Annotated in this window: 19 protein-coding genes and 1 other annotated feature; of the genes, 12 read left to right on the forward strand and 7 right to left on the reverse strand. The window is 43.7% G+C overall.

The window, feature by feature from the left end; genetic code table 11:
- Positions 1-91 precede the first annotated feature (91 nt).
- The gene (murC, locus tag RIN81_RS09175; RefSeq protein WP_309089491.1) at positions 92-1,390 is read left to right on the forward strand and encodes a UDP-N-acetylmuramate--L-alanine ligase; all 1,299 of its coding nucleotides are present in this window, start codon (positions 92-94) and stop codon (positions 1,388-1,390) included.
- Between the two features lie 60 nt (positions 1,391-1,450).
- Here murC and RIN81_RS09180 read toward each other — a convergent pair whose 3' ends face one another.
- On the reverse strand, positions 1,451-2,566 hold the full coding sequence (locus tag RIN81_RS09180; RefSeq protein WP_309089493.1) for an aminopeptidase: 1,116 nt from the start codon (positions 2,564-2,566) through the stop codon (positions 1,451-1,453).
- Between the two features lie 158 nt (positions 2,567-2,724).
- Between RIN81_RS09180 and RIN81_RS09185 the strand changes: the two genes are divergently transcribed.
- The 5 genes from RIN81_RS09185 (at position 2,725) to ccpA (ending at position 6,794) form a co-directional block, all read left to right on the forward strand.
- Complete coding sequence (locus RIN81_RS09185) at positions 2,725-3,213, forward strand: DUF948 domain-containing protein (RefSeq protein ID WP_309089495.1); 489 nt, start codon at positions 2,725-2,727, stop codon at positions 3,211-3,213.
- Positions 3,214-3,264: 51 nt separating this feature from the next.
- Positions 3,265-4,068, forward strand: a complete 804-nt coding sequence (locus RIN81_RS09190) for a YtxH domain-containing protein (protein WP_309089497.1) — start codon at positions 3,265-3,267, stop codon at positions 4,066-4,068.
- A 51-nt stretch (positions 4,069-4,119) separates the two neighbouring features.
- Positions 4,120-4,440, forward strand: coding sequence for a bacillithiol system redox-active protein YtxJ (ytxJ, locus tag RIN81_RS09195; RefSeq protein WP_309089499.1), 321 nt, complete (start codon positions 4,120-4,122; stop codon positions 4,438-4,440).
- A gap of 200 nt (positions 4,441-4,640) precedes the next feature.
- Positions 4,641-5,717 carry a bifunctional 3-deoxy-7-phosphoheptulonate synthase/chorismate mutase gene (locus tag RIN81_RS09200; RefSeq protein ID WP_309089501.1) on the forward strand — a complete coding sequence of 359 codons (1,077 nt, stop codon included), beginning with the start codon at positions 4,641-4,643 and terminating at the stop codon, positions 5,715-5,717.
- 78 nt (positions 5,718-5,795) lie between these two features.
- The gene (gene ccpA, locus RIN81_RS09205; protein ID WP_309089503.1) at positions 5,796-6,794 is read left to right on the forward strand and encodes a catabolite control protein A; all 999 of its coding nucleotides are present in this window, start codon (positions 5,796-5,798) and stop codon (positions 6,792-6,794) included.
- 63 nt (positions 6,795-6,857) lie between these two features.
- Here the strand turns inward: ccpA and RIN81_RS09210 are convergent, their stop codons facing one another.
- From RIN81_RS09210 to RIN81_RS09220, 3 genes are read right to left on the reverse strand one after another with little or no spacing between them, the layout of a single operon-like run.
- On the reverse strand, positions 6,858-8,018 hold the full coding sequence (locus RIN81_RS09210; protein WP_309089505.1) for an acetoin utilization protein AcuC: 1,161 nt from the start codon (positions 8,016-8,018) through the stop codon (positions 6,858-6,860).
- Positions 8,015-8,662: an acetoin utilization AcuB family protein gene (locus tag RIN81_RS09215; RefSeq protein WP_309089507.1), complete on the reverse strand. Its 648-nt coding sequence runs from the start codon at positions 8,660-8,662 to the stop codon at positions 8,015-8,017. The genes RIN81_RS09210 and RIN81_RS09215 overlap by 4 nt, the downstream gene beginning before the upstream one ends.
- Before the next feature lie 17 nt (positions 8,663-8,679).
- Entirely contained in the window at positions 8,680-9,312 is a 633-nt protein-coding gene (locus RIN81_RS09220) for a GNAT family N-acetyltransferase (RefSeq protein ID WP_251269674.1), read from the reverse strand.
- A gap of 187 nt (positions 9,313-9,499) precedes the next feature.
- Here RIN81_RS09220 and acsA point away from each other — a divergent pair, with 187 nt between their 5' ends.
- The 3 genes from acsA to RIN81_RS09235 all read left to right on the forward strand — a co-directional run bounded on the left by acsA (position 9,500) and on the right by RIN81_RS09235 (position 14,246).
- Complete coding sequence (gene acsA, locus RIN81_RS09225; RefSeq protein ID WP_309089510.1) at positions 9,500-11,218, forward strand: acetate--CoA ligase; 1,719 nt, start codon at positions 9,500-9,502, stop codon at positions 11,216-11,218.
- A 131-nt stretch (positions 11,219-11,349) separates the two neighbouring features.
- Positions 11,350-11,566, forward strand: a binding site (T-box leader).
- A 43-nt stretch (positions 11,567-11,609) separates the two neighbouring features.
- On the forward strand, positions 11,610-12,869 hold the full coding sequence (gene tyrS / locus RIN81_RS09230) for a tyrosine--tRNA ligase (RefSeq protein ID WP_309089512.1): 1,260 nt from the start codon (positions 11,610-11,612) through the stop codon (positions 12,867-12,869).
- 162 nt (positions 12,870-13,031) lie between these two features.
- Positions 13,032-14,246, forward strand: coding sequence for an ATP-binding protein (locus RIN81_RS09235; protein WP_309089515.1), 1,215 nt, complete (start codon positions 13,032-13,034; stop codon positions 14,244-14,246).
- Between the two features lie 76 nt (positions 14,247-14,322).
- Here the strand turns inward: RIN81_RS09235 and rpsD are convergent, their stop codons facing one another.
- From rpsD to hisJ, 3 genes are all read right to left on the reverse strand, one after another.
- Positions 14,323-14,925, reverse strand: coding sequence for a 30S ribosomal protein S4 (gene rpsD / locus RIN81_RS09240; protein WP_242233239.1), 603 nt, complete (start codon positions 14,923-14,925; stop codon positions 14,323-14,325).
- Between the two features lie 239 nt (positions 14,926-15,164).
- Entirely contained in the window at positions 15,165-15,650 is a 486-nt protein-coding gene (locus RIN81_RS09245) for a GAF domain-containing protein (RefSeq protein WP_251269668.1), read from the reverse strand.
- Between the two features lie 2 nt (positions 15,651-15,652).
- Positions 15,653-16,468, reverse strand: coding sequence for a histidinol-phosphatase HisJ (hisJ, locus tag RIN81_RS09250; RefSeq protein WP_309089517.1), 816 nt, complete (start codon positions 16,466-16,468; stop codon positions 15,653-15,655).
- A 211-nt stretch (positions 16,469-16,679) separates the two neighbouring features.
- On the opposite strand from hisJ, the gene ezrA reads away from it, so the two are divergent.
- The 3 genes from ezrA (at position 16,680) to thiI (ending at position 20,796) form a co-directional block, all read left to right on the forward strand.
- Positions 16,680-18,371: a septation ring formation regulator EzrA gene (gene ezrA / locus RIN81_RS09255; protein WP_309089519.1), complete on the forward strand. Its 1,692-nt coding sequence runs from the start codon at positions 16,680-16,682 to the stop codon at positions 18,369-18,371.
- 89 nt (positions 18,372-18,460) lie between these two features.
- On the forward strand, positions 18,461-19,603 hold the full coding sequence (locus RIN81_RS09260) for a cysteine desulfurase family protein (RefSeq protein ID WP_309089521.1): 1,143 nt from the start codon (positions 18,461-18,463) through the stop codon (positions 19,601-19,603).
- The gene (thiI, locus tag RIN81_RS09265) at positions 19,600-20,796 is read left to right on the forward strand and encodes a tRNA uracil 4-sulfurtransferase ThiI (protein ID WP_309089523.1); all 1,197 of its coding nucleotides are present in this window, start codon (positions 19,600-19,602) and stop codon (positions 20,794-20,796) included. Before RIN81_RS09260 ends, thiI begins: the two co-directional genes overlap by 4 nt.
- Positions 20,797-20,833 lie beyond the last annotated feature (37 nt).

A 20,833-nucleotide genomic window follows, 5' to 3' on the forward strand; every position in this document is an offset into this window, starting at 1 on the left:
ACAAATGCAATGATTGACTGCCTTCCGTTTCAAATGAGGCGGGAATACATATACTACATGTAAAAGGCTAGAGAATGCTGGAGGTTTAATGATGACAACCTATCATTTTGTTGGAATAAAAGGCTCTGGAATGAGCGCCCTCGCCCATATTCTTCACGATAAAGGGTATACTGTGCAGGGATCTGACGTAGAAAAAACATTTTTTACACAAAAAGCGCTTGAAGAAGCAGGCATTTTAATTTTGCCATTTAACAAAGATAATATTCAGGAAGGCATGACAGTTATTGCGGGAAATGCTTTCGAAGATGATCACGAAGAAATCAAGCGCGCTCATGAAATGAACGTGCCGGTGATCCGCTATCATAAGTTTTTAGGAGATTTTATTCAAAACTTTACGAGCGTGGCGATTACAGGATCACACGGGAAGACGTCTACAACCGGCTTGATGGCACACGTTGTAAGCGGCTCGGCGCCAACGTCTTATTTGATTGGAGATGGAACAGGCCGCGGAGCAAAAGATGCAGCCTATTTCGTATTTGAGGCATGTGAATACCGCCGTCATTTCCTATCTTATTCGCCTGATTACGCCGTTATGACGAATATCGATTTCGATCACCCGGATTATTTTGCTGATGTGCAGGATGTTATTTCTGCTTTTCAACAAATGGCCATGCAGGTAAAAAAAGGTATTTTCGCATGCGGTGATGACGAGTATTTGCAGGGCATTCAAGCGAACGTACCGGTTGTTTTTTATGGCTTTGGCGATGAAAATGATTTCCAGGCACGCAATACGTCTTTTGACGAAAAAGGAACCACTTTTGATGTGTTTGTCCGGAATGAATTTTATGCGACGTTCCGAATTCCTGGATACGGCGATCATAATGTTTTAAATGCTCTGTCAGTCATTGGTTTATGCCACTATGAGGATATCGATACAGATATCGTAAAAGAGCGGCTGCTGACATTCTCGGGTGTAAAACGCCGCTTTTCTGAGAAGCAGGCAGGCGGACAGGTGCTGATTGACGATTATGCGCACCATCCAACTGAAATTCGTGCAACGATTAATGCAGCACGCCAAAAATATCCGAACCGTGAAATCGTAGCCGTATTCCAGCCGCATACGTTTTCTCGTACACAGGCTTTCCTCGATGCATTTGCAGACAGCTTAAATGGAGCAGATGCGGTTTACTTGTGTGATATTTTCGGGTCAGCCCGTGAAAACCACGGCAAATTGACGATTGAAGATCTTCAGGAAAAAATTCCAGGTGCGCAGCTTATAAAAGAAGACGGCACGCCGGTTTTAAGAAAGCATGAAAACAGCGTTTTAATTTTTATGGGCGCTGGTGACATTCAAAAATTCCAGGCTGCTTACGAAGAACAGCTTGCTTAACGAAAAATGCCTGCTGCCGTTACCCGGCAGCAGGCATTTCTTGTGGCGCAAATTCACTTTTTATTTTAATTTTTCTGGATTCAAGCCTTCGAGCTCCGGCAGAACAAACCGCCCATCCTTTCGGATCAATACATCATCAAACCATATTTCACCGCCGCCGTATTCCGGACGCTGAATATTGACCATATCCCAGTGAATATTCGAATGATTGCCGTTATAAGCATCTTCATAGCATTCACCGGGCGTGAAATGAAAGCTGCCGTCAATTTTTTCATCGAAAAGGATATCCTGCATCGGATGAAGAATATAAGGATTGACACCGATGGCAAATTCACCGATAAACCGAGCCCCTTCATCAGTATCAAAAATGTCATTAATTCGTTTAACGTCGTTGGCATGTGCATCAATAATTTTCCCGTTTTCAAACCGCAGTTTTATGTTTTCAAACGTAAAGCCATTATAAGGAGAAGGCGTATTAAAAGAAATAACGCCGTTCACAGAATCACGTACAGGCGCTGTGTATACTTCACCATCCGGGATATTCAGCTGGCCCGCGCATTTAACAGCAGGAATATCTTTAATGGAAAAAGTTAAATCTGTTCCAGGTCCTTTAAGCTGTACGCGGTCTGTGCGGTTCATGAGCGCTACAAGCGGCTCCATCGCTGCATCCATTTTGCTGTAGTCCAAGTTGCATACATCGAAATAAAAATCTTCAAACGCTTCTGTGCTCATTTTGGCAAGCTGCGCCATAGAAGATGTCGGATAGCGAAGAACAACCCATTTTGTTTTCGGTACCCGAATGTCACGGTGTACCTTTTTGCCGATCGTATTGCCGTGGATTTTCATTTTTTCTGCCGGCACATCAGCTTGCTCATTTATATTATCACCGGCCCGCAGACCAATATAAGCATCCATTTCCTTCATTACATTCGCTTCAAAATCGGCCATAAGGTTAAACTGGCCTTCCTGCGCACCCATCAGAAGCGAGCGGTCTACTCTGTGGTCCTTTAATAGCACGTAGGGCCATCCTCCAGCTTTATATGCTTCTTCTACCAGCGCAGTGACCAATTCGCGCTGCAGGCCAAAGTTTTCAATCAATACTTTCTCACCGGGTTGTATTTGGCAAGAGTAGTTGATCAAATTGGCAGCTAATGTTTGAATGCGTGAATCTTTCATAAAATCATCCTCCTAATCCTTTTTATTGTACGATTTCCCGAAACTTTGTGCAAAAAGCAGGAAATTTAATTGTAAAAAAAGAAATAATAAAATTAGTGTTTATAATCATAGGCACAGGGTAATTTTATTACATAAACAAACGTTGGAGGTGTCTCGGAGTGGAAATTATTCTTTATTTGAGTGCGGCAGTTGCGGCTATCGCGTTTTTAATTCTGGTCCTTAATTTGTCCAGAACATTAAAATCCGTCGATAACACGCTTGATACTCTATCCCGTACAGTTGACCGCCTAGAAGGGCAATTGAAAAATGTGACAGCGGAAACGGCTGAACTGTTACATAAAACGAATGCGCTGGCTGAGGATGTTCAGCATAAAACGGAGCAGCTGAATACAGTTGTTTATGCTGTAAAGGATGTTGGGTCATCTGTTCATAACTTGAACCATTCATTGAAAAAGGTGACAACAACTGTTGCATCCCAGGTAGAAAAAAATCAATACAAAATTTCTCAAGCTGTGCAATGGGGAAATGTTATAAAGCAGCTGGTTGACAAATTTAAACAGGACGAAAAACCTACGGCAGGTTCCCCGTCCCCAGCAGGACGCACGGAAGCTTTACCAGCCCCAGCTTACAAAAATAACGACATATGAATGACTAAAAAGTAAAGCATAACGACTAAATTTGAAGAGGAGCGTTTACCCATGAGAACTAAAAACACATATGATCAGTTTAATATTAAAAAGAATGGGGTTAATTCACCTCAATATCCAATTCAGGCTCAGCCTCAATATGACAGCTTTGATTTAAATACAGACCGTTATGATTATGAAGAGTCAATGAGTACGAAAGACTTTGTTACAGGCGCTATCTTTGGTGCAGTTGTTGGTGCTGCGGCCGCTTTGATGCTTGCACCCAAATCAGGTACAGAACTGCGCAGCAGCTTAAATTCGCAGGCCGGCTCTTTAAAAGAGCGTGCCAGCGGCTTAACAGATACGGCAAAAGATAAAACATCTTCTTTAACAAGCGTAGTACAGGAAAAATCTTCTACTTTAATGGATAAAGTGAAGTCCATGAAGTCATCTGACAATGCTGACTCAGGAACTGGAACAATGAATTCGGCATCGCTGGATGAGAAAAAAGAAGATGCAAAATCGGTTGTAGACAGCGTAGCAGAAGCGGTAAAAGATAAAGTAGATACATCAGCTGATACAGCTAAAACAAAGCTTGATGAAACAAAAAAAGCGTTTGATGAAGCAGAAAAAGCAAAAAATAATTCAAATCAAACAAGCAGCAATACATCAAGCAATACATCAACCTCAACCTCGACAGCAACGGTTTCGAGCACAACAGCATCAACGAATGCTACTTCTGCCGGATGGGTGGATCCGGCTGACAAAGGTATTAATGAAAAAAAGAAAAACGGCGGTTTAAATAACAATAATAACAATAATAACAATAGTAACAGAAATAACAACAACTCAAATAAAAAGTTTAACAACAAATAAGAAGAGGCCGGACTTGTTCCGGTTTTTCATTTTGAAAAAGGAGCTGTCAGTATGCAGAAGATTATGTATATTGCGGAGTTTGAAGAACTTTTGGAAAGAAACGAGCCTTTCTTTTTACTAAAGCATAGTACCACATGCCCCATCAGTGCTGCCGCATACGAATCATACGAATCATTTATAAAAGACCCTGCTTCTGGTCAGCAGGGGGTCTACCTGGCGGTCCAGGAAGCGCGGGAATTATCCAATCATATTGCTCAGGTGACGGATATTCGACATGAATCTCCTCAGGTGATTTATTTTAAAAATGGAAAACCGGAGTGGAATGAATCTCACTGGAAAATTACAAAAGACCAACTTGCTTCCGTTCTATAAGTCAAACCCAAACGAAATTCGTTTGGGTTTTTTGGTCCTTTTGCTTTAACGCTTAAAAGCGTTTTGGTAATAAAGTAAAATTATCGTGACTTTTCTAAACGGTTGATTTATAATAAATGTAATTAAGAATTGAAAACGGCATTTGTTTGCTTTGAATTGAGGAAATATTTCGATTATATCAGTGTGGAAGGATGAGACATGTGAGCAATCAGGAACTAGAACAGTTAAGAAGCAGAGTGGATGAAATGAATGTCCAGCTGCTAAAGTTAATTAACGAACGGGCAGAACTTGTTCAAGAAATCGGGCGCATCAAAGAAAAACAAGGTGTTAACCGTTATGATCCAGTTCGTGAACGCTCTATGCTTAATAATTTACTAGATAAAAACGATGGACCGTTTGAACGTTCCACTATTGAACATATTTTCAAAGAAATTTTCAAAGCAGGTCTTGAACTTCAAGAAGATGATCATCGAAAAGCGCTTCTTGTTTCAAGAAAGAAAAAGCAAGAAGATACTGTTGTGACGGTGCGGGGACATAAAGTAGGAGATGGCAATGTTACGTTTGTTTTTGGACCTTGCGCGGTTGAATCGTACGAGCAAGTAGCAGAAGTGGCAAAATCGATCAAAGGCAAAGGGTTGAAAATGATCCGTGGCGGTGCTTACAAGCCGCGTACGTCTCCATATGATTTCCAGGGACTTGGCTTAGAGGGGCTGAAAATTTTAAAGCGCGTAGCAGATGAATTTGACCTTGCTGTTGTCAGCGAAATTGTCAATCCGGCTGATATTGAAACGGCCTGTGACTATATCGATGTCATTCAAATCGGTGCCCGTAACATGCAAAATTTTGAGCTTTTAAAAGCAGCAGGGGCTGTGAAAAAGCCTATTTTGTTGAAACGTGGTTTAGCGGCTACCATTGATGAATTTATTAATGCAGCAGAGTATATTCTTGCCCAAGGAAACAATCAAGTCATTCTTTGCGAGCGGGGCATTCGAACTTATGAACGTGCTACGCGAAACACGCTTGACATTACCGCGGTGCCAATTTTAAAACAAGAAACGCATCTTCCTGTTTTCGTGGATGTTACGCATTCAACTGGACGCCGTGATCTTCTTCTTCCGGCGGCAAAAGCAGGTATCGCAATCGGGGCAGACGGAATTATGGCAGAAGTGCATCCGGACCCGGCCGTTGCACTGTCTGATGCAGCGCAGCAGATGAATTTGCAACAATTTGATGAATTTTATGATGAGATTTTAAAATCTGTACCGGTAAAAGCATAAAATTAGAGCTCCTGTGTTTGCACAGGAGCCTTTTTTCGTTAATATAGAGAGAAAGAAACGAAAAGGAGCTATTACCCGATGAATATTACGATTTATGATGTAGCAAGAGAGGCAAACGTGTCGATGGCGACAGTATCGCGCGTAGTAAATGGAAACCCGAATGTGAAACCGGCAACAAGAAAGAAAGTAAATGATGTAATCGAGCGTTTAGGCTATCGTCCAAATGCGGTTGCACGTGGGCTAGCGAGCAAAAAAACAACAACTGTCGGATTAATCATCCCTGACATTTCAAATATTTTCTATGCAGAACTTGCGCGCGGAATTGAAGATATTGCGACTATGTATAAGTACAACATTATTTTAAGCAACTCAGATCAAAATGAAGAAAAAGAGATGCATTTAATTCAAACGATGCTTGGCAAACAAGTAGACGGCCTTATTTTTATGGGCAATCACATTACAGAAGAGCATGTAAAAGAATTTGACCGTTCACCAGTACCGGTTGTGCTGGCGGGGTCTGTTGAAACATCTGGAAAAACAGCTTCTGTTAATATCGATTACAAAGAGGCCGCTCGTGAGGTAATGCAGTCTTTAATTGAAAATGGGCATAAGCGTATTGCTTATGTAGCCAGCCCGTTCCACGATGTGATCAACACAGAGTATGCGCTTGCGGTATACAAAGAGGTGCTTGAAGAAGCGGGTCTTTACGATGAATCCCTTGTTGTAGAAGGCGATTACACATATGATTCTGGAATTGAAGCATGGGAGAAGCTAAGCGAAGCAGATGAAAAGCCAACAGCTGTATTTGTTTACAATGACGAGATGGCTCTTGGTGTTGTTCACACAGCTCAAGAAGCGGGTCTGTCTATTCCAGATGATCTTGAAGTGGTCAGCTTTGATTCAACAAAGCTGTCTCTGATGGTGCGTCCTCAACTGACAGCGGTTGCGCAGCCGCTATATGATATTGGTGCCGTTGCAATGCGTTTGTTAACAAAGCTGATGAACAAGGAAGAAGTAGAAAACTCAGTCGTGGTACTGCCGCACCGCATTGAAAAGCGCGGCTCAACGAAAGCATAAAAAAACAGCATAAACAATAAAAACCGGGCGGGCACAGTGTAAAAACAAACTGTGTCTGTCCGGTTATTTTTTTTGATCACGGAGCGGATAAAGAAGCTTGTCCACCGTCAGCTGGTTCTTTTCTATAATTTCACTTTTTCGCGGGATAGCAGGGTACATATCAGGCGGATCTGTCCAGGACGAGGGAAGGGGATGCGGTGCTTTCGGCTGCCACTTTGCCGTCCAGCCCTCTGGAAATGTTGCGGCAAGATGCTGCTGTCCGCTCATCTCGAGCCATAGTAGAGACCAAGCGCGCGGAACAACACGCCATATATCATAGCCGCCCCCGCCAACCGCAATCCAGCGGCCATCACAATATTCGTGAGCGAGCTCATGGGCCAGTGCCGGAATATGCTTGTAAATGTTAATCGTAGCGGACAAGTGCGTTAGCGGGTCATAATAATGGGCGTCCGCACCGTTTTGCGTTAAAATCACGTCCGGCTTGAAAAAGTGCGTCACTTCACGCAGTGTCGTTTCATAGGAAGCGAGCCAGGACTCATCTTCTGTAAATGCATCGAGCGGTACATTAAAAGAATAACCATAGCCTTGTCCATGTCCTCGCTCTGTTACATTGCCTGTTCCGGGGAAAAGGTAACGCCCTGTTTCATGAATCGAATATGTTGCCACATCCGGATCATCATAAAAAGCCCACTGTACACCATCGCCGTGGTGGGCATCTGTATCTACATATAAAACCCGTGCTTTATACTTTTTTTGCAAATACTTGATCGCAACGGCACTGTCGTTATAAATGCAAAAGCCGGACGCTTTGCCGCGAAATCCATGATGAAGACCGCCGCCTAGATGAATGGCATGATTGGCCCGGCCGGTCATTACCTGGTCAGCCGCGGTCAAAGCGCCGCCGACCAGAAAAGCACTTGCTTCATGCATGTCTTTAAACATCGGTGTATCTTCTGTGCCAAGTCCGAATCCTTCACCGACTGATTCAGGCAATTCACCGCGTCCCGCTTTTTTTACTGCTTCTACATACTCATGGTCATGAATAAGCGTCAACTCTTCATCACCTGCCATACGAGGTTCAATGATCTGGCTGTCGCCCAATGCATTCAGGTGACGAAGCAAATCAAGGGTAAGCGTAAGGCGAAACTGATTAAAGGGATGATGTTCTGAAAACCGATATCGCAATAATTGATCGGAATAGATAAAAACGGCATCATGGTTCATGAACGAATCCCCGGCATGTTTGGCCAAAGCACCTCGTGGCCTTCTTTTTTCAAATCGTCGATGACGCCGACCGGATTCATCGTTCGAATGCGTAAAACAATCACTTTATGTGTTGCAGCTGTGCGGTCCGGATAAACAAGAACACTTTGTACATTTACCCTCCGATGATGCACCACATGTAAAATCTCATATAAAACCCCTGCCCTATTCTCCACACGGACTTCGACGCGTGAACCAGGCTGGTTAACACCCGTGAGTTCTACAAAAGTATGAAGAACGTCGGTTTCTGTCACCAGCCCGATCACTTTGCCGTTTTGAACAACGGGCAGGCAGCTGATATGATGCTCATAAAAGGTTGCAGCGGCATCTTCAACAAAATCGAGCGGGTGTCCTGTAATTACATTTGTTTTCATAATAAGACTGAGCGGCTTGTTTAATTGTTCAGAGCCGTTTTCTTGTTTTAAAATGGAGGGTGTCGCGTCTTTTATGTCTCGATCAGTCACCAGTCCGGCCGATGTATGATCTGCATCTAAAATAGGGATATGGCGGATTTTATGGTCACGGCAAAGCTGAAGAGCGGCCCCGATCGTATCATCAGGGGTAAGTGTATGTATATGAACTTTCATAATTTCTTCAAGGACCACTTGTCAGCCCTCCTTTCTTAATACATAAAGCGGTTCATAAAACGCACCTGGTCAAATTTTTGAATTGATTCCTGATCTACTCTTGAACCAATTCGGACCATTAAACAATTCGCAGGATGAGAGCTGATTTCCGGATCGTCTGTTGCGTACCATACAAGTCCGCCAGCACCCATCATTTTCTCCATGATTTTACGGTATTCCCACACATTTAAACCGGTTCCTTTTAAATCCCAATGCCAATAATATTCGGTGGTGATGGTGATATACTCCTCCATTTGGTCGTCCATCATGGCAACGTGCAGCAGCGTTTGGCCAACCCGGGCTCCCCGGTAATCCGGCGCTACTTCAATCGCGCCAAGCTCAATAAGATTATCAAGTTTTGCTTCTGACCACCGCTCTAGAGGGTCGGGATACAAAAAAGTAACATACCCAACGATCGTTTGATCATTTCTTGCAATAATAATCCGCCCTTCGGGAAGACCCGCAATTTCAATAAGAGCTTCAAGTTGCTGGTCAGGCTGGCGAAATGCTACCAGTCCTTCATGGAACTTGTACTCTGCAAGCTGTTCCGGCTCAATAGGACCTTCTACAATCAGTGTCCCGCTGGGTGTTTGTAATTCTTTCGAATAATAGGTTTTGATATGTTCCATTAGGTCACCGCCTTCATAAATCTTCTATCCTAACCATATACATAAATAAACAATAAATAAAGCGTTTTCACTAAATTTTCATAGAATCCTTACAATCTTCATAATTTTAATTTTGTATAAATTGTGAAAAATCTGGATGTGTTATATAATAAGGGGGCATTCATCATACAAAAGGGGGAATCGGTTTATGAAATTGGAAGCGCTATCAGCTGTACAGGGAAATTATAATTTAGCAGATTATGATCAAACGTATGCCTCTTTTGATTGGAAAGAAGCAGAGAAAGCTTTTTCCTGGTCCCAGACAGGTAAAGTAAATGCGGCATATGAAGCGATTGACCGTCATGCCGAGTCTGGCAAAGGGGAAAAAGTGGCGCTTTATTACCGGGATGCCAGCCGCAGTGAGCAGTACACGTTCGCAGAGATGAAAGCAAATACAAACAAAGCAGCCAATGTACTAAAGCAATACGGAGATCTTCAAAAAGGAGATCGTGTCTTTATTTTTATGCCGCGTTCACCAGAGCTTTATTTCGCAGCATTAGGGGCTATTAAAGCAGGAGCTATTGTAGGACCATTGTTTGAAGCATTTATGGAAGGGGCTGTCCGGGACCGTCTGGAAGACAGCGAGGCACGCATGATTATTACGACGCCGGAGCTTGCAAGCCGTGTTCCAGTGGATGAGCTGCCGAAGCTGGAAAAAGTATTTATCGTGTCCGACAGCGTAGAAGAGGACGAAAAGCAAATAGATTTTATGCAAAAGTGGAAAGAAGCATCAGACCAGTTTGGGATTGAATGGGTAGATCGTCAAGATGGGATGCTGCTTCATTACACATCTGGTTCGACCGGAAAACCTAAAGGGGTTTTGCACGTACATAATGCAATGATTCAGCAATATCAGACAGCCAAGTGGGTGCTTGACCTGCAGGAGAATGACGTATACTGGTGTACAGCGGACCCGGGCTGGGTAACAGGTACAGCTTATGGCATTTTCGGCCCATGGCTGACAGGCTCTACAAACGTCATTGTTGGGGGACGCTTCAGTCCGGAGGCATGGTATGGAACGATTGAAGAGTATAAAGTAAGCGTTTGGTACAGTGCGCCAACAGCTTTCCGCATGCTGATGGGCGCTGGTGACGAAGTTGTGAAAAAGTTTGATCTGTCGTCCCTGCGCCATATCTTAAGTGTTGGAGAGCCATTAAATCCAGAGGTTGTACGCTGGGGTAAAAAAGTTTTTGACCTTCGCATTCACGATACATGGTGGATGACAGAAACAGGCGCTCAAGTGATTTGTAACTATCCGTCAATGGATATTCGCCCGGGATCTATGGGTAAACCGATTCCCGGACTGAAAGCAGCGATTGTAGATGACCAGGGCAATGAGCTGCCGCCAAACCGAATGGGCAATCTGGCGATTAAAAAAGGCTGGCCATCTATGATGGCGGCGATTTGGAACAATGAAGCCAAATACGAATCTTATTTTATGCCGGGTGACTGGTATGTATCCGGAGATTCCGCATACATGGATGAAGACGGTTATTTTTGGTTCCAAGGCCGCGTAGATGACGTCATTATGACAGCTGGTGAGCGCGTCGGCCCATTCGAAGTAGAGAGCAAGCTTGTTGAGCATCCAGCTATTGCCGAAGCAGGGGTGATTGGAAAACCAGACCCGGTCCGGGGCGAAGTGATCAAAGCATTTATTGCGCTTCGTGACGGATATGAACAATCGGACGACTTAAAAGAGGAAATCCGCCAATTTGTTAAAACAGGCCTTGCTGCTCACGCTGCTCCACGTGAAATTGAGTTTCGTGACAAGCTTCCGAAAACACGCTCCGGCAAAATTATGCGCCGCGTCTTGAAAGCTTGGGAGCTTGATCTGCCAACGGGCGATTTATCGACGATGGAAGACTAACAAGTTTGAACGGCTGCTCCGTAAAAAAAGCGGAGCAGCTTTTTTAGTGAAGCAGGAGCAGCATGTAACAACAGACAATTTCCATTTGACAAACAAAGTGGTGCAGGCTACAATGTGTGTTATATTCAATAAACAAAGCGATGAACGGAACAAGTAGTCTGCTGTCCCTGTTACAAAGAGAGCTTTCGGCTGGTGGAAGAAAGCACAAACAGTGAGATGAATTACCTCCCGGAGCTTTCGCCGTGAACAACAAGTAGCGGCTGACGTCTGCCGTCGTTACCGGTATAGAGTGGAGAATAATTTTTTTCTCAAGCCTGGGTGGTACCGCGCGTAAACAGCGTCCCTGCATTGATTGCAGGGGCGTTTTTTTGTTGAAAAGGGAGAGGATAATATGGAATTGTTAGAAGACTTAAAATGGCGGGGCATCGTCTACCAGCAGACAGACGAAGAAGGCATTGAAAAAATGCTAAAAGATGAAAAAATTGCCTTGTACTGCGGTGTCGATCCGACAGCAGACAGTATGCATATCGGCCATCTGCTGCCGTTTTTAACACTGCGCCGCTTCCAGCAGCACGGCCATAAGCCTATTGTACTGGTGGGTGGAGCGACGGGAACAATCGGCGACCCGAGCGGGAAAAAAGAAGAACGTACGCTGCAGACGATGGATCAGGTGCAAAAAAATGTGAATGGCCTTCGTGCCCAGCTGGAAAAAATATTCTCAGTAGAAGGTGAAAATGGCGCTGTTCTTGTCAATAACTACGACTGGATCGGGTCTATGGATGTAGTGACATTCCTGCGTGACTTCGGAAAAAATATCGGTGTGAACTACATGCTGGCCAAGGATACAGTTGCATCACGGCTTGAAAGCGGCATATCATTCACAGAGTTTGCTTATACAATTTTACAGGCGATGGATTTCTACTATCTTCATAAAAACCACGGCTGCCGCATGCAAATTGGGGGCAGTGATCAATGGGGCAATATTACAACCGGCCTTGAAATGATCCGTAAACTAAACCCAGAAGGCGAGCAGGCATACGGCTTTACCATCCCGCTAGTAACGAAATCAGACGGAACAAAATTCGGAAAAACTGAAAGCGGCGCAGTATGGCTTGATCCGGAGAAAACATCTCCTTACGAATTTTACCAGTTTTGGATTAACACAGCGGACGCTGATACAATCCGCTACTTGAAAATTTTTACGTTCCTTTTAAAAGAGGAAATTGAAGCACTTGAAGCATCAATGAAAGAAGAAGCGCATCTTCGTAAAGCACAAAAAGCGCTTGCAGAAGAAATGACACGTCTCATTCATGGAGAAGAAGCGCTGGCTCAAGCGATCAATATTACAAAAGCGCTGTTCAGCGGTGACATTAAGTCATTATCTGCTGATGAAATCGAGCAAGGGCTTAAGGACGTTCCAAGCTACACGGCAGAAGGAGAGCTTCCAAACATTGTTGACCTGCTTGTCGACGCTAAAATTTCTCCATCAAAACGCCAGGCGCGTGAAGATGTGCAAAACGGTGCTGTATCGATCAACGGTGAAAAAATGACAGACACGGCTTATGTTTTATCGGAAGAAGACAAAATGGACGGCCGATTCACTGTCATCCGCCGCGGGAAAAAGAAGTACTTTTTAGTTCAGTACAAGTAATCAATAAAGTGCATATGCATTCAAAAAACCGTCACGCAAAGGGGACGGTTTTTTTGCTTTTTCGATCGATAAATAGGGATTGCTGTTTTATGGTAAAATAAAGAGCAGAGAAAAATAAGAGTCAATCCATTTTGTGATGAAGTCAGGGAGTAATTATATCAGATGAATACATATTTTAATTTAAAAAGAAACTATTATATTGGAATGGGATTTGTAATAGCAGCCATGATAACAGGATTATTGTGGGGGAATCCTCATTTTCATCAAATGGATTCAATCTTTACGATGCATGTGCTTCTTGTAGCCGCAGTTTCTTTGTGCCTTCTCATGTATCCTGCTTTTCAAAACCGGGTGATGAAAACTGTGCTCATTTCGGCAGCCATCGCTTATTTTTATACGATTTTCTTCCTTTATCCAGATACGTGGTCTACGTTTATTTACATTTGTTTGATTCCGGCTATCTCCATTTTATTCTTTGATCCAAAACTTTTTTATTTAACGCTGTTTATGAATACGGCCGCTATTACAAGTATTGTGAGTTATGTCATGATCACTCAAAAAGGCGGACTGTATGTTTTAATGAAGCAGGATCTGATCGGAAATATGATTAACTTTTTCGGCAGCCAGATTATCTTGTGCCTTCTTTTTTATCTGACCTACTTACGAATTAAAAAACAGCGTCTTTATTATGAACAAATTCAGCAGGCGGAGCGAATTAAAACAGCTGGACAATTAGCGGCTGCAGTTGCACATGAAATAAGAAATCCGCTAACGGTCGTAAAAGGATTTTTACAGCTGTATGAACAAGACTCTTCATACGATGAAGAAGCAAAAAAGCACTTTGCTTTAATGATAGATGAGCTCGATACGGCGGAGGAAGTAATTTCTCAATTTTTATCGCTTTCTGCGCCAAGCAAAGAAGTGAGTATGGAAAAAATAAAGATAAAAGAAAGTCTCTATAGTGTAGTGAGCCTGCTCCATTCATATGGATTGCTGCATGCAAACCGGATTGAGTTAGAAGCGGAGGAAGAGTGTATGATTGCGGCCAATCAAATAGAATTCAAGCAATTATGTATTAATCTCATTAAAAATGCGATAGAAGCGTCTGAAGAAGGTCATTCTGTACTTGTTCGGGCAAAACGGGTTAAACAGAACGTAGAAATCTGCATTATTGATCATGGAAAGGGCATGTCCGAAACGGAAATTCAATCACTGGGCACTCCTTTTTATTCATTAAAAAGCAAAGGAACCGGTCTTGGCTTAATGATTTGCTTCAATATCGTGAAAAAATATAAAGGAACGATCCGTTTTCAAAGTGTAAAAGAAAAAGGAACAACAGTAACGATTCAATTTCCTTTGTATGAAGAGATGATATAAATCTATTGAGCATAAAAAAACACCAGCTGTTATATATAACAGCTGGTGTTTTGCGTAAATCCATAAAGCGATAAAATTAACGAGAGTAGAACTCTACGATAAGCGCTTCGTTGATTTCTGCTGGAAGTTCAGAACGCTCTGGAAGACGAGTGAACGTACCTTCAAGTTTATCAGCATCAAACGTCAAGTAGTCAGGTACGAAGTTGTTTACTTCTACTGCTTCCTTGATGATTGAGAAGTTGCTTGATTTTTCGCGAACGCCGATTGTTTGACCGATTTTCACTTGGTATGATGGAATGTCAAGACGTTTTCCATCAACTGTGATATGACCATGGTTAACAAGCTGACGAGCTTGACGACGAGTGCGGGCAAGACCTAAACGGTATACAAGGTTGTCAAGACGTGATTCAAGAAGAATCATGAAGTTTTCACCGTATACGCCTTTTAGTTTACCAGCGCGGTCAAACAAGTTACGGAATTGACGCTCAGTCACGCCGTACATGTGACGAAGTTTTTGTTTTTCTTGAAGTTGTTGTCCGTATTCAGACATCTTTTTACGCTGGTTCGGGCCGTGTGGACCTGGAGCGTAAGGGCGTTTTTCGATTTCTTTACCTGTACCGCTAAGAGAAATGCCTAGACGGCGGGAGATTTTCCAGCTTGGACCTGTGTAACGAGCCATTGAATGACTCCTCCTTCTGTGTTTTTATTTTGTTGTAAAATAAAAACCGGTGTGAATAACTGCCAGCACATTTTGTTTTCATGCACCATCGCCCTGCAGCAACGGGTTACACGATGCCCCTTTTCCAGATTGATACCGGATAAAGAAACAAAATGACATCTAAACAGCGAACACATAGGCTGCATTTATTTTACACAAAGAATAGTATATAACATGCCTATTATAGTGTCAACCTTTTCTTATAAAAAGCGGACGAGTGTTTCGGCAAACTGAACTAGTCCTTCTTCATCCTCTTCGTCAAAACGGTTTGTTTCCGGGCTGTCAATATCGAGCACACCCAGCAGCTCGCCATCTTTGATTAAAGGAACGACAATTTCAGACCGGGATGCCGCGTCACAGGCGATGTGTCCCGGAAATGCATGTACATCTTCAATACGAAGTGTTTTTCGCTCAGCAGCAGCTGTTCCGCATACGCCTTTGCCGAACGGAATGCGGACACAGGCAGGAAGCCCCTGGAAAGGCCCAAGTACGAGTCCGTTTTTGTTTTCATCGAGTACGTAAAACCCAACCCAGTTAATCCGGGGAAGGAATTGGCCAAGAAGAGCCGACGCATTGGCTAAATTGGCAATCGTATTCGTTTCTCCTGTCAGCAGTGCTTCTAACTGCTTATTTACAAGTGAATATTGTTCTGGTTTTGTGCCAGAGTAAGCGGCGGTTTGAAACATGTTTAAACACTTCCTTCTATTATAATAGTACGGTCAATTTGCTCTAAACCCTGACCAATGCCGGCAGCCGCGTGAGCATCTGATCCGTAAACGAGCGGAATACCGAGCGAATGAGCGGCACGGGCAATATCAAGAGGAGGATATGTTTCACCGCAAAGCGGTTTAACAAACCCGGCCCCGTTATAATCAAGCGAATAATTGGCCAGTTTAATGGCCTGCAGCAAGCGGTTTATATGCGGCTCGAACGATGTTGTGCACGGATATAGGAGCTGAAATTTACGCGCAAGCGTAATATGTCCAATTCGGGTTGGCTTAAAAGCTCCGAGATTTGCTTGTACAGACTTCAATACGGTATCATAGTATAATTCATAGACAAATTCAATCGATCCGGCTTCTTTTATAATTCGTCCAAATTCTTCTTCACTAAAGTCGACGCAGACAAATCGTTCGTTCAACGGAAGAAAATGAACGGATAAAATCGCATCATCTAAAAAGGGCCCGTATTCTGTTAGAAATTGAGTGGTTGCTTCTTCGAAACCTGTGATGAAATCTACTTCCAGACCGGTATAGATGGTAAGAGAAGAGGCATATTGCTTTTTCGCGTTTTCCACTTCTTTTAAATACTGTTCAAGGTCGCTTTTTCGCATAGAACTGTCCCGGTTTGGTGCAGGGTCTATAAAGTGGTCCGGCAGCGGTGCGTGTTCTGTAAACGTAATTTCTGAAAAGCCAAGCTCAAGTGCACGCTCAATATACTGATCTAAAGAATCGGTTGAGCCGTGTGGGCAGTATCGTGTATGAATATGTCCGTCTCTAAGCATGCGAAAAAACTCCTTTTTCTTTTAAAAAGCACTTATTTTGACATTTTTTTGTGAAAACCCGCTTAAAAAAACGTAAGTTCCCATTAAAAATGTGGACAATCATGCTATTATTAATGATAGTGAAATTATACGCAATTGACTGAAAGGACGCAATGAGGCGTTTTCTTTCTATACATACTATTTATTCGTGGTTACGAGGGGGCTTATGAGGGTGGAATTTGTCATTGGAGCGATCATTGTCGTACTTGTTTTTTTCATCTATACACTGATGAATAAGAAAAAAAACAGGGCTGAAATCGATCGGCTGGATATGAAGAAAACAGAACTGCTTCACCGGCCGGTTCATGAAGAGCTGGCTAAAGTAAAAAGACTTAATATGACAGGGCAGACAGAGGCTCTGTTTGATAGATGGCGCACCGAATGGGACGAGGTCGTAACCATCGATCTTCCGGCTGTGGATGAAAAGCTTTTTCTTTCAGAAGAGCAGACGGATAAATTTCGATTTGGCGCCGCCAAAAAAACAAATAATGAGATTGAAAGCCGCCTCCATCAAATTGAAAAAAAAGTAAATAATATTTTATCGGAACTCGATCAGCTGGTTGGAAGTGAGGAAAAAAACCGGTCCGAAGGTGAAGACATGCACACACGCCAGCGTGAAGCGAGAAAAAGACTGCTTGCTCATCGTCACACTTTTGGCAAAGCGGCATCCGTGCTTGAGGTGCAGCTTGAAGTGCTTGCAGGCCGTTTTGAAAAGTTCGCCGATTTAACAGAAGAAGGCAACTATCTTGAAGCGCGGGAGCTGTTAATGGAAATTCAAGCGGAAATGGATGCGATGGAGCATAAGATGTCGCGCATTCCTATTTTAATGACAGAGGTAAACCATACGCTTCCGGCTCAATTATCGGAAATTGAGCATGGCTATAAGGAAATGAAGCAGGACGGCTATCTGCTCGATCATTTACAGATTGAAAAAGAAACAGCTGCTTTAAAAGAAGAGCTGAGCCGCGGACGCGATCTTCTTTTGAAAACAGAAGTAGGAGAAACAGAGCTTATTGTGTCCGATGCCAGAGACAGTATCGAATTTTTCTATGATCTGCTTGAAAAAGAAGTGATGGCGAAGCATCAAGTGTTAAAAGATGAAGGTGAAACAGGTACGGCTATTGCCGGGATCAGTGACCAGAACGAGGAGCTGCTCGAAGAAACCGATCTCGTGAAACAAAGCTATCAGCTCAGCGGAGAAGAATCCGATGTGCCGAAACGGCTAAAAGAGGAAATTTACCATCTTGAGAAACAATATGAAATTTTACACGGGCGCATTCAGGAAGAAAAAACGGCTTATTCGTTCCTTCATGATGAATTAAAAGAAATCCAGGTCCGTATCGCCGAAATGAAAAAAGAGCAGCAGGGCTTTGCTGCTTTCCTTCAAACGCTTCGAAAAGACGAGGTAGAGGCGGCAGAGGAACTGTACGGACTCAGAAACCAGCTTCAGCAGATTATGCGGAAAGTAAAGCAAAGCAATCTGCCGGATATCCCAGATTATTACCGGGAAATGAGTGAAGATGCGCGTGTACGTATTCAGCAGACGAATACACACTTGAATGAAAAACCGTTAAATATGAAAGCGGTGCGGGAACAGCTGGATGCAGCAAGTGCCTCGATTGATCATCTTGCTAATAAAACAGACGAGCTGATTGATCAAGTGGCGCTGGCAGAACGAATGATTCAGTTTGGCAACCGGTACCGCCGCACTCACCCTGCTGTGGGACCTAAACTGAATGAAGCCGAGCTCGCTTTTCGCCAAGCAGATTACAGTAAAGCATTGGAACTGTGCGCGACAGCGATCGACAGGGTGGATTCCAAAGGACTCAAAAAGTTTGATGCCCAGTTCAAACAAGAACAATGATAATGCAGAGCCGCCTCGAGAAAAAGAGGCGGCTTTTTTTGACTCAATATGCTAACATGGATAGGTAAAAAAAATGAGGAGCGGCGCCTATGATCTATTTTGACAACAGTGCGACAACGATGCCCGATGATTCGGTGCTCGAGACATTTATAAAAGCAAGCAAGCGTTTCTTCGCCAATCCGTCTTCCCTTCATCATGCAGGTATGGAGGCAGAACGATTTCTTCAAAAAGCGCGTACTCAAGTGGCTTCGCTATGTGGAGTGTCAGCGTCCGAAATTATTTTTACGTCGGGCGGTACAGAATCCAATAACCTGGCGATCAAAGGTACGGCACAATTCTACAAGGGCAGGGGACGGCACATCGTCACGACTCAAATTGAGCATCCTTCTGTTTTTGAGGCATGCCGCGATCTCGAACAGGAAGGATTTCGGGTGACGTACGTAAAGCCGTCAGCAAACGGGGTTGTGACGCCGGCGGATATTGAGCAGGCGATAACAGATGAAACGATTTTAGTTTCTGTTATGCACGTGAACAATGAAACGGGTGCGGTGCAGCCCATCCAGGAGATCGGACGTATCATCCAGCAGCATCCGCAAACACTATTTCATGTAGATGCTGTTCAGGGGTTCGGCAAAGTGCCGCTTAACTTGGAGGGTTGGGGTGTTCACCTGATGTCTGTATCCGGTCATAAGCTGCATGGATTAAATGGCACAGGCTTTTTATTTAAAAAGCACGGTATCCACCTTGCTCCTTTGCTTTCGGGCGGCGGGCAGGAAAGCGGCTTCCGAAGCGGTACAGAGCATACGGCTGGAGCAGCTTCACTGGCAAAAGCCGTTCGTATGGCGTTTGAGTCGGATATGGAACCGGTGCGGCACATCACCGAATGGCTGTATCATGAACTGGGAAAACGTCCGTGGGTAAACATCCATACTCCGGTTGCTCAGTCAGCTCCACATATTTTAAGTTTATCTTTTCCTGGATTAAAGGGGGAAGTTCTTGTACATGCCCTTGAACAGGAAGAAGTGATTGTTTCAACGACCAGCGCCTGTTCTTCGAAGCTCGCAAAGCCAAGCCGGGTGCTTCAGGCGATGGGCATCAGCAGCGAACTTGCGGCTTCGGCAATTCGCATCAGCTTGTCATCCCGCAATACGATGAAGGAAGCTGAACAATTTATCGAAGCGTTGGACCGCGTCGTTCCAACGCTCGCAAAAAAAAGGAATGAACGAACATGAATTATGACCGCGTATTGATCCGGTACGGTGAAATGTCTACAAAAGGACGGAACCGGAGTAAATTTACAAATAAAATGAAAACCAATATTAAACGTTTGTTAAAAGATGATCGAATTGGTGTAGAAGCGCAGCGGGATCGGATGTTTCTTTATTTAAATGGAGCATCTTTTGACAAAGTAAAGGATGCGCTTGTCCATGTGTCGGGCATTCAATCCTTCAGCCCAGTAATGAAAACAGCGCAGAATATTGATGACATAAAAGAAGCAGCACTGGCGCTGGTTGAAAAAGCGATGGATGGCAAACCGGCTTCGTTCAAAGTCAATACACGCCGGGCAGACAAACAGTTTCCGCTTGATACGCATGAGTTGAATCATGAAATTGGCAGCTTTGTTTTACGAAAAACGGAACAATTAACGGTAGATGTACGAAATCCGGATTTCGTCTTAACGATCGAAGTAAGAGAAGAAGGGGTTTATTTATCTTCAGAAACGATTCCTGGAGCAGGCGGCATGCCAGCGGGCGCTTCAGGTAAAGCGGTTCTTCTTTTATCCGGCGGAATTGACAGTCCGGTTGCCGGTTACATGATGATGAAGCGCGGCGTCGAAATCGAAGCAGTCCATTTTTTCAGCCCTCCTTATACAAGCGACCGGGCTAAACAAAAAGTGATTGATTTGGCAAACGTACTGACAACATATGGCGGCAATGTCCGTCTGCATATCGTGCCGTTTACGAAGATTCAAGAAACGATTCACAAGCAGGTGCCGGAAAACTATACAATGACCTCAACACGGCGGATTATGATGCGCATTGCTGACCGCATTCGTGAACAGACCGGCGCTCTGGCTATTGTCACAGGAGAGAGCCTTGGACAGGTAGCCAGCCAGACGATGGAAAGCATGGCTGCGATCAATGATGTAACCAACACACCAGTTCTTCGGCCGCTCATTGCAGCAGACAAACTCGAAATCATGAATATTGCCCGCAAAATCGGTACGCATGATATTTCGATTCTTCCATTTGAAGACTGCTGCACGATTTTTACGCCGGCTGCACCAAAAACAAAGCCGAAAACGGAAAAAGTCCAGTTTTTTGAAAGCTTTTTAGACTTTGAACCGCTTATTAAAGAAGCGATTCAATCAACCGAGACAATGTTGCTTCCAAACATTGAAGAAGAAATGGACGATCTTTTGTAAAACACCGCGCCTGTGAGCGCGGCTTCTTTTAACAAAT

The organism is Domibacillus sp., assembly GCF_031181085.1.
Lineage (GTDB): Bacteria > Bacillota > Bacilli > Bacillales > Domibacillaceae > Domibacillus.

Bases quoted from the DNA above. Each gene is read 5' to 3' on its own strand.
- ccpA (WP_309089503.1), top strand. From the start codon at position 5,796: ATGAATATTACGATTTATGATGTAGCAAGAGAGGCAAACGTGTCGATG.
- hisJ (WP_309089517.1), bottom strand. From the start codon at position 16,468: ATGCTTAGAGACGGACATATTCATACACGATACTGCCCACACGGCTCA.
- RIN81_RS09210 (WP_309089505.1), bottom strand. From the start codon at position 8,018: ATGAACCATGATGCCGTTTTTATCTATTCCGATCAATTATTGCGATAT.
- ytxJ (WP_309089499.1), top strand. From the start codon at position 4,120: ATGCAGAAGATTATGTATATTGCGGAGTTTGAAGAACTTTTGGAAAGA.
- RIN81_RS09180 (WP_309089493.1), bottom strand. From the start codon at position 2,566: ATGAAAGATTCACGCATTCAAACATTAGCTGCCAATTTGATCAACTAC.
- RIN81_RS09220 (WP_251269674.1), bottom strand. From the start codon at position 9,312: ATGGAACATATCAAAACCTATTATTCGAAAGAATTACAAACACCCAGC.
- rpsD (WP_242233239.1), bottom strand. From the start codon at position 14,925: ATGGCTCGTTACACAGGTCCAAGCTGGAAAATCTCCCGCCGTCTAGGC.
- RIN81_RS09235 (WP_309089515.1), top strand. From the start codon at position 13,032: ATGAATACATATTTTAATTTAAAAAGAAACTATTATATTGGAATGGGA.
- RIN81_RS09260 (WP_309089521.1), top strand. From the start codon at position 18,461: ATGATCTATTTTGACAACAGTGCGACAACGATGCCCGATGATTCGGTG.
- acsA (WP_309089510.1), top strand. From the start codon at position 9,500: ATGAAATTGGAAGCGCTATCAGCTGTACAGGGAAATTATAATTTAGCA.
- murC (WP_309089491.1), top strand. From the start codon at position 92: ATGACAACCTATCATTTTGTTGGAATAAAAGGCTCTGGAATGAGCGCC.
- thiI (WP_309089523.1), top strand. From the start codon at position 19,600: ATGAATTATGACCGCGTATTGATCCGGTACGGTGAAATGTCTACAAAA.
- RIN81_RS09190 (WP_309089497.1), top strand. From the start codon at position 3,265: ATGAGAACTAAAAACACATATGATCAGTTTAATATTAAAAAGAATGGG.
- tyrS (WP_309089512.1), top strand. From the start codon at position 11,610: ATGGAATTGTTAGAAGACTTAAAATGGCGGGGCATCGTCTACCAGCAG.
- RIN81_RS09245 (WP_251269668.1), bottom strand. From the start codon at position 15,650: ATGTTTCAAACCGCCGCTTACTCTGGCACAAAACCAGAACAATATTCA.